Annotated in this window: 4 protein-coding genes; 3 read left to right on the forward strand and 1 reads right to left on the reverse strand. The window is 59.1% G+C overall.

From position 1 onward, the window contains the following. The first annotated feature begins 220 nt into the window (after positions 1-220). A complete protein-coding gene (locus tag H5U08_RS00170; protein WP_297028944.1) occupies positions 221-2443 on the forward strand; it encodes a glycoside hydrolase family 95 protein in 2223 nt (740 codons plus the stop codon). Between the two features lie 201 nt (positions 2444-2644). Here the strand turns inward: H5U08_RS00170 and H5U08_RS00175 are convergent, their stop codons facing one another. Continuing rightward, the gene (locus H5U08_RS00175) at positions 2645-3163 is read right to left on the reverse strand and encodes a nitroreductase family protein (RefSeq protein ID WP_297028946.1); all 519 of its coding nucleotides are present in this window, start codon (positions 3161-3163) and stop codon (positions 2645-2647) included. A gap of 487 nt (positions 3164-3650) precedes the next feature. Here H5U08_RS00175 and H5U08_RS00180 point away from each other — a divergent pair, with 487 nt between their 5' ends. Together H5U08_RS00180 and H5U08_RS00185 are read left to right on the forward strand one after the other, a co-directional pair. Further along, positions 3651-6122: a right-handed parallel beta-helix repeat-containing protein gene (locus H5U08_RS00180; protein WP_297028948.1), complete on the forward strand. Its 2472-nt coding sequence runs from the start codon at positions 3651-3653 to the stop codon at positions 6120-6122. Between the two features lie 604 nt (positions 6123-6726). Continuing rightward, on the forward strand, positions 6727-8651 hold a 1925-nt coding region (locus H5U08_RS00185), incomplete at its 3' end, for a hypothetical protein (protein ID WP_297028951.1).

Genomic DNA, 8651 nt, shown 5'->3' on the forward strand with positions numbered 1-8651 from the left:
CTTCGCCCTGGGAGGGACGTGGTCTCATATCCGTCTTTTCCTCGCGCGATAAAAGTAACACACCGCATCGCACTGTTGACAGGCGACCGGAAACGTCCCAGGATAGCGGCGTGCTGTCGATGGGTGGTTGAAACACGAAGGTGATTCAGAATACGATCGCGTTGTTGCCGAGCAGCTAAGAGTCCTTTCCCCACCTCGAGACGTGATGGAGATGGCTGCGATGCGAAACCTTGTTGGGTGCGTGTTACTTTCCCTGGGCCTGGGAATCGGCACATTTTGTGTTGGTGCAGAGAGAGCCCCGTTCCATCCCCTGGTTTTGTGGTATCGTCAGCCCGCACAGAATTGGGAACGGGAGGCCCTGCCGATTGGAAATGGACGCCTGGGAGCAATGATCTTTGGCGGAGTTGAAGAGGAACATCTCCAGTTCAATGAAGACAGCCTCTGGATCGGCGACGAGCAGGACACGGGGGCTTACCAGGCGTTCGGCGATATTCTCATCGAGCTGAAGCACCCGGGCGAAAAGGCGACCGATTACGTGCGGTCGTTGGATATTTCCCGCGGTGTCCACGAGGTTCGCTATCGACTCGGCGACGTGACCTGGCGGAGGATGGCGTTTGCCAGTCATCCGGCCCAGGTGCTCGTCGTTCGATTGGAGGCCGATCGCCCCGGTCAATACAGCGGTCGCGTCCGTCTCAGGGACGCCCATCGGGGAAACATCGAGTTGAACGAGCATTGCTTCACACTCCGGGGCTCGCTGGCCGGCTACGTTTACAACAAAGGAAGTACGTCCGGCAGAAAAGAGCCCTATGCCATCGCCCTGGATTACGAGGCAAAACTCCTTGTTCAGGGGGACGGGGGAAGCCTGGAAGACACCTCGGAAGGCATCGTGTTTCGCGACTGCGATTCCCTGACACTGTTCCTGGTTGCGGGAACGAACTACGTCAATGATCGCAAGAAAGGCTGGCGGGGCGATCTTCCCACAGAGAAACTCGCCCAACAGTTGAAGAATGCGGCTGCCCGGGGATTTGCCATTCTCCTCGACGAGCATATTGCGGACTACCAAAAGCTTTTCCAGCGGATGACGATTGATGTGGGGGAGAGTCCTGAAGCGGTGCGGATGCTTCCCACCGACCTCCGTCTGGAAAAATATCGGGAGGGCGCTGACGATCCCGACCTGGAAGAACTCCTCTTCCAGTATGCCCGGTATTTGATGATCAGCTCGTCACGCCCCGGCGACCTTCCCGCGAATCTTCAGGGGCTCTGGAACAACAGCAATGTGCCTCCGTGGCGGTGTGATTATCACACGGATGTCAATATCGAAATGAACTACTGGTTTGTGGATGTCGCCAATCTTTCCGAGTGTTTCCCGCCGCTGGCGGATTGGGTCAATTCCATCCGAGAAGTCCGACGGGAAGAAACCCGGAAGGTTTTTGGAGTTCGCGGCTGGGCCTGTCACGCCGAGAACGGGATTTTTGGCGGATCAACGTGGAAGTGGTCGAAAGGAGATGCAGCCTGGGTGGCACAGAACCTCTGGGACCATTTTGCGTTTACCAGGGATGTGGAATATCTCCGCACAAAGGCTTTTCCAGTGATGCGGGAGCTGTGTGAGTTCTGGGTCGATCACCTGAAAGAATTGCCGGACGGCACACTTGTTTCGCCCAACGGCTTTTCCCCGGAACATGGACCTCAGGAAGACGGGGTTTCCTATGACCAGCAGCTCGTGTGGGATCTTTTCACGAATTCCCTGGAGGCCGCCGCTGTCCTGGGAGATAACGACCCATTCTGGAAGGAGGTTCGCGACAAGCGAGCCCGATTGCTCGGCCCTCAAATCGGTCGCTGGGGACAGCTCCAGGAGTGGATGGTGGACCGGGATGATCCGAAAGACCAGCACCGGCATTTGTCTCATCTGATCGCCGTATATCCCGGTCGGCAGATTTCGCCTCGCAACACGCCGGACCTGGCGAAGGCAGCAGCCGTGTCACTCAACGCCCGCGGTGACGGTGGACCGGGCTGGAGCAGAGCCTGGAAGATCGCGCTCTGGGCAAGACTGGAAGACGGGGAACGCAGTTACCGCATTCTGCGCGATATGATCCGCACCTGTATCATGCCGAATTTCCTCAATACCCACCCGCCCTTCCAGATTGACGGCAATTTCGGTTATGCGGCGGGAGTGTGCGAGATGCTTGTACAGTCCCACTTGGGGACGATCGATCTGCTGCCTGCCCTTCCCGCGGCATGGAAAAATGGAACAGTCAAAGGAATCCGCGCCCGGGGCGGCGTGGAACTCGATGTGACATGGCGAGACGGCCGGGTGACGCAGGTCACCCTTCGTCCTTCCCAGAGCGGAACATTCACGCTGACCTTGCCCAGACACCAACAGCAGGGCGAGCCAATCACCCTCCAACTCACTGCCGGCAAGCCCCACGTTCTGACTTTCCCCTGACTGTCAGAATCCGGCACCAGCCGCGCAGGTACAAAGAGAATTCGCGCCCCATTTTTCGCCGGCTGCAAACCGCCAGAGGGAAACGCCAATCATTGACGAAACGATTGTGACGCAGACGGGTTGCCGTTGAACCTCTGGTGATTTCATCGGCAGAATCGCGCGATCGCAGCCGGGAAGACAACGGCGTCCTGCGAGCTGCCGTCAGCGCAGATGATGAATGAACTCAGGAAGGGATCGGCGGGGTGTGGGAGGCGGATTTTCCGCCGGAAAACCGAGCGGCAGAATCGCCACCGGCTTCAGGCCCTCCGGGGCGCCAATGGCCTGCCAAACGGCCTCGTCGTGGAAAGCCCCTACCCACACGCTCCCCAGTCCCAACGCAGCGGCCGCAAGGTGAGCATGGGCACAAGCAATCGTGGCATCCTGCAGGGCATAGAGGCGTTGTCCCCGACTGCCGTACCGCGCACCCGACTGCGCCGGGTTGGCACAGAAAACCAAGGCAACGGGGGCCTCTTCGATGAATTCTTGTCCCAGGGCCGCCTCGGCAAGTTGGTGAAGTCTCTCCCTGTCCTCCACCACAAAAACCTCGTAGGCCTGGAGATTCCCGGCGGAAGGTGCCCAGCGAATAGCCTCGAGGATTTTGTCCATCATCTCGGCCGGAATGCTTCGGGGCTGAAACTTCCGGATAGACCGCCGGCGCTGCACCAGTTCAAAAAAATCCATGGCCACTCCTTTCGTGATTGCGTTCCCAATCAAGGTAAAGTTTCTCCCGGAGCGGTACAGGATGAAAGAGAGAGAGATACGTTTCCATCCCCGCTTTCACCCACCGTCTTAACCTTTTATCACCACCTGCTTTCCATCTTTTATAACCATCTGAGCGCGAGGCTGAAGGCTCACTGCGGTGGAGGGCCTGCCTGTCACGTCCGCATACTGGAGGGACCCGCTTGTTGGGTCCGTCATACAGCGTTGGATCATCAATGCCCATTCACCGGGCACGACAAGCGTGCCCTTCCGATTTTCGGAGGGACCTGCTTGTCAGGTCCGACGAACGCCGATTGATTATCCATTCTTCCGCATCGGGCACGACAGGCGGGTTTCTCCGGCGTTGGCTGGTTGTTTTCCATGCCATGCCGGGCGATTAGAATGGGAAATGGTCCGGCCAGCGGTCGGCCGGTGGTGGTATTTGTCCTCTGGCCAGAGGGGCTTCAAGATGGACGATGTCGTCCGGGCATTTTTAGAAAACGAACAACGGCTCCGGCTCGTGAGACGAATTGGACGGGGCGGTTTCGGGGAAGTCTGGGAAGCTGAATCGGAAAGCGGGGTCCGCTCTGCCATCAAGGTCTCCCTGGACTCGATCGACGAGCAAAACCCGGCCGTCAAGAAAGAGCTGGAAAACCTCAAACTTGTTAAGGCCCTGACGGGCCATCCCCATATCGTCAGCCTTCTCGACTACTGGGTCGTCTCCGGATATTTGGTCACCCGGTGGGAACTGGCCACCGACGGAACACTCCTCGACATGCTCGAAAGGTACCGCCAGGACGGCCAACCGGGCCTGCCTCTCAAGCCGCTCATCAGGTGGATCTACGAGGCGGCGGATGGCCTGGACTTCCTCCACGAAAAGGGGATTTATCATCGGGACATCAAGCCGCAGAATTTGCTGGTTTTCCACGGGCATGTGAAGCTGGGAGATCTGGGGCTGGCTAAATTGGTGGGGGCCAGCACGGCCTCGCATACGGGTTCGGGGACGTTCGGGTATTTGCCGCCGGAGGCCTGGGGCGATCGTCGGCTGACGCCGAGCGTGGACCTTTACTGCCTGGCAGCAACGTACATCAAGCTGCGAACGGGACAGGAACCCTTTGGCACCAATCCTGTGGAGATTGTCGAACGGCAGAAGAAGGGAGAACCAATTCTGGACGGTCTGGAGGACTGGGAGAAGCCGCTTCTTCTGGCGGCGCTGGATCCCGACCCCGGCAAGCGGTTTTCGCGAGGGGCGAGAGCTTGGGTCCGCAAACTGTCAACGGCCTGGCAGAAAAGCGCATCCTCTTCTCAACCGACCGATGCTTCGCTGCGCAGGGTGGCTGCAAGTTTTACACCATTACAAGCGCAGACACAGCACGAACAGGCGTCCCGCCTCGTCCCGCACGCCGCACCCAGCAATGCCGCAACAGAAAGCACCCAGAAACTGCCCGAGGTGTCCACAACCGCCAGGCCTCTGCCGCGCCGGCAAAGGTATTTTGCAGGTGTCCTGGCGAGTTGTGTCTTTTTGTTTCTGGTGCTGCTAGTCGGGATTTGGATACTCGGTCAGCGTCCCGATGTCAAAGTTGGCCAGGGGGACACGACCACAACTCATATCCCTAACGGTACGGCCCGCCCCGATATCGAAGTTGGTCAAGCGGATACCACCGCAGCTCAAACCACCAGCGACAGCGCCTCCCGTCCCGAGACCAAACCTGGTCAAGGGGATACGACCACAACTCAAACGGCTAACGGCACCACCGCCCCTTCCCATCTCATAGTTGGCCAACCGGATGTGCCTACCCTTGAGGCGGCCATCGAGCGCTGTCCGCCCGCTGGTACTATTCGGCTGCCAGCGGGCGTCTATCGCCTCACCACACCTTTGGAGATCACCAAGCCGGTGCAATTGGTCGGCGAGGGGATGGACGCTACGCGGGTTGTTTGCGATGGCGAGGGTTACGTGGTCAAGGTTAAGGCCCCCAAGTTTGCCGCCTGGGGGATCAGCTTTGAACATCTTGGCTCCGTTTGGGCTCATGTGATGGTGATCGACTCCGCCTCAGTGACCGTTGAGGGATGTCAGTTTTTGGGTGGCGTATGGGATAAGCAAAACGATCGAGGCGGAGACGGCCTTTGGCTTCGCTGGGCAGCAACGGGGGTGATCAAGAACTGTCGAGCCACCCAAAACAGCCTGTGCGGCATCGAATTGGGCGCTTTTGTTGATATTCTTCTGGAGGGCAACACCTGCGAGGGGAACGGGCAAAGCGGCATTTTCTATCTCCATAACGCCAGCGGCACGGCTCGCAACAATGTCTGCCGAAATAACGGGCTCGGGATTGGGGTTGCGGGCCAGGCGGCGCCCACGCTGGAGGGCAATACATGCGACGAAAACAAGGGCTGCGGCATTGCCTATTTCGATTACGCCCGTGGCACAGCCCGGGACAATGCCTGTCGAAATAACCCCGTCGGTATTTCGGTTTGGTACCAGGCAGCGCCCACGCTGGAGGGCAACACCTGCGAGGGGAACAAGCAGAGCGGCATTGCCTATCTCAAAAACGCTGGCGGCACGGCCCGGAAGAATGTTTGTCGAAATAACGGCCTTCCCGGTATTGCGGTGCAAGGCCAGGCGGCGCCGAGACTGGAGGGCAACGCGTGCGAGGGGAACAAAGGAAGCGGCATTGCCTATTTCGAAAACGCCGGCGGCACGGCACGGAACAATGTCTGTCGAAATAACGGCTACAACGGTATCGAGGTTTGGGACCAGGCGGCGCCCACGCTGGAGGACAACACGTGCGAGGGGAATCTCCGCTATGGAATCGCCTACTTCGAGAATGGTGGAGGGATTGCCACACGCAACGTGTGCCGCGGTAACCGTGAAGCTCAGATTTGGATTCAGGATAACGCGAAGCCGTCGTTGCAGGATAACGATGGAGAGGTCGAGCGGCCATAGCTCAGATGGTTGTTTGGTTCTTGAGGGGTGCTCGCTAAGTTTCGAAGGAACCTGCTTCTCTACACACGATGCGTACGTCTCTGTGTTTCCGAGGGACCTGCTGGTCGGGGCCGCTTGTCAACCTTGGATGATCCATGCCAATTCACTCGCGCTCCGGTAGGGGCAATTCATGAATTGCCCCTACAACGACCAGTCACATCACATGGCAGAGTGATACCGGGCACGACAAGCGTGCCCCTCCGAAACACCCCTCGGAGGGACCTGCTTGTCAGGTCCGTCGTTTGACGTTGGATCATCCATTGCCTCTCGGCGGGGACTGAAGTCCCGCGCAGAAAGCGGGGCTAAAGCCCCGCACTCCACATGTGGAGTTTCGCCGGGCACGACAAGCGTGCCCCTCCGAAAGATGCCGGAGGGACGTGACAAGCAGGTTCTTCCGGGCTGGATCTCGCCCCTGTCAAAACCTCGCCGAGGTGCACAGGCTCCTCCCGGGGCGGAAATGAAGCGGGCATGAATCCGTACTTGACCCGGCTCAACTTCTGGCTGACGATGAGACGCATCGTTCTGTCGCATGGTCTGTGGTGATACTGCAAGGAATTTGCCGGCAATGATCAAGCGGTCATCCTGGATGTGGCGTGTGGTTTGGACTGCGGCTGGCGCGTTTGCTTTGGTGGGATTCACGCTGGCAGGTGGCCTCTGTTCGGTACACGCTGCCGATAGGCCGGAGGTCTCTTCTTCGGAAGTTTGGGCCATCAGGCCCACCGCCGACGCTGTTTCGAAACTGGGCGGGCGAATCACCGGCGAACTGCGGATCCGCGAGGTCGATGGGGAGCCGTTCGTTTTTCTCGGCCAGGAGGCCATGCTGACTTTTCCTGCCCAACACTTCTTTGATCCCGAGCAGGGCTCCCTTTCTTTCACGGTGATTCCCGCCTGGCCGGGAAATGACAAGCAGGCGCATACCTTTTTCCATATGGCGGAAGGCCCCTGTCATGTGACCATCTTCAAAACCGATACGAATGTTTTGCGGTTCGCCTATCGGGGGCGGGAAGATGTGCACGCCGCCTGCGACCTTGACGTGAGTGACTGGAAACCGGGCGAGCGCCACGACATTTCGGCTGGCTGGCGAAAAGGCTATGGCAACTCACTCTTTCTGGTGCTGCGAGTGGACGGCCGGGAAGCCATCAATCACCGTGCCGTTCCCCTGGAAGCAATCCCCCAAGACCTGTTTCTCGGCCGACGGGGACCTTCCGGTCAACCGGCCGAGGCATGGCTCGGACGATTGAAGATGGGGCGGCAGCCCCCGCCGCTTCCATTTGCCACCGGTCCCAAACCGCCTGTGCTTGTGGAAGTGGATTGCGCGGTCCGATCGCCCCTCCGGCGTGTCCACGATTTCACGACAATCTGGAATAGTCGGGATAATCCTGTCCCCTTCGACACGACGAGTCCCGAATTCCGCTTGTTCCAGGAGGCAGGATTCCGGATGGTCCGCCTCGTGGCGTTCTCCGAGAGCTGGCTGTGGGGAACACGCGTGGACCTCACCGAGGACGGTCGGCTTGTGACGGATTTTTCCGACTTTGACCGCCTGCTGGATGTCTTCACTGCCGCCGGTGCTGAGCCCTATATCCGTCTGGCGTATCACACGCCGTCCGCGCTGGTGGCGCCCACGGTTCCGGCGAATCAGCGACGCTATGCTTTACCCCAAAATCTCGAACTGTGGGACACGCTCATGGAGCGGATCGTGCGGCACGTTCTCTTTGAGCGGAAAATCCCGGTGCGGTACTGGGTAACGGCTCTCAACGAGGGGGATCTCCCCGTCGCCCGGGGCGAGGCAACCCCCGAGACCATCTACAGGCTCTACGAGCGGACTTCCCTGCTTGTGAAGCGATTGGCTCCGCAGGCCCGGGTGGGCGGACCGGCACTCGCTCGCTCGGTCGATTCAGGCGGTCGGCCGACGCCCATGCTCACAGATTTTCTCCGCTTCTGTCGGGACAATCACCTGCCGCTCGATTTCCTCTGCTTCCATGCCTATGGGTATGCCCATCCCCGCCAGTACGAAGAGGCGGTATCCAGCATCCGCAACGCGGTGGAAAGCATCTGGCCGGAAAAAAGCCAGGCGATTGAGTATTTTCTCGACGAATGGAACCTCTGGTCCAGAACCGGGCAGCAGGACAACGAATATGGTGCTGCGTATCTGGCGGCAGCGCTGCACTACCAGCGGCGATCCGGCCTGACCAAGTCCAGCATCGTGAGTTTTAATCACTTTCGCCGAATCGGTTCCGAAGAGACAACGCTCTTTGAAAAGACCGGTCCCTTCCCGCGAACGCCTGACAGTCCCGTCTGTTTCCAGCCAGGAACATACACCTGTGATGGGCGGTCACTTCCCGGTGTGCGGTTGCATCCACCCGGCGGTGTTGATCAATACACTTTTTGCCGTGTCCAGATAGCGGTTCCTGCTGAGGGCGATCCACGTCTGGAAGCAGCGATCGGAGTGGTGCCGCTTTCTGCCCCCAGCGACGGGTGTGGCTTTCAACT

Source organism: Thermogutta sp., from assembly GCF_014359955.1.
GTDB lineage: Bacteria > Planctomycetota > Planctomycetia > Pirellulales > Thermoguttaceae > Thermogutta.

What these genes read in the sequence shown, in the direction of transcription:
- H5U08_RS00170 (WP_297028944.1), top strand. Translation starts at nt 221, where the DNA reads ATGCGAAACCTTGTTGGGTGCGTGTTACTTTCCCTGGGCCTGGGAATC.
- H5U08_RS00175 (WP_297028946.1), bottom strand. Translation starts at nt 3,163, where the DNA reads ATGGATTTTTTTGAACTGGTGCAGCGCCGGCGGTCTATCCGGAAGTTT.
- H5U08_RS00180 (WP_297028948.1), top strand. Translation starts at nt 3,651, where the DNA reads ATGGACGATGTCGTCCGGGCATTTTTAGAAAACGAACAACGGCTCCGG.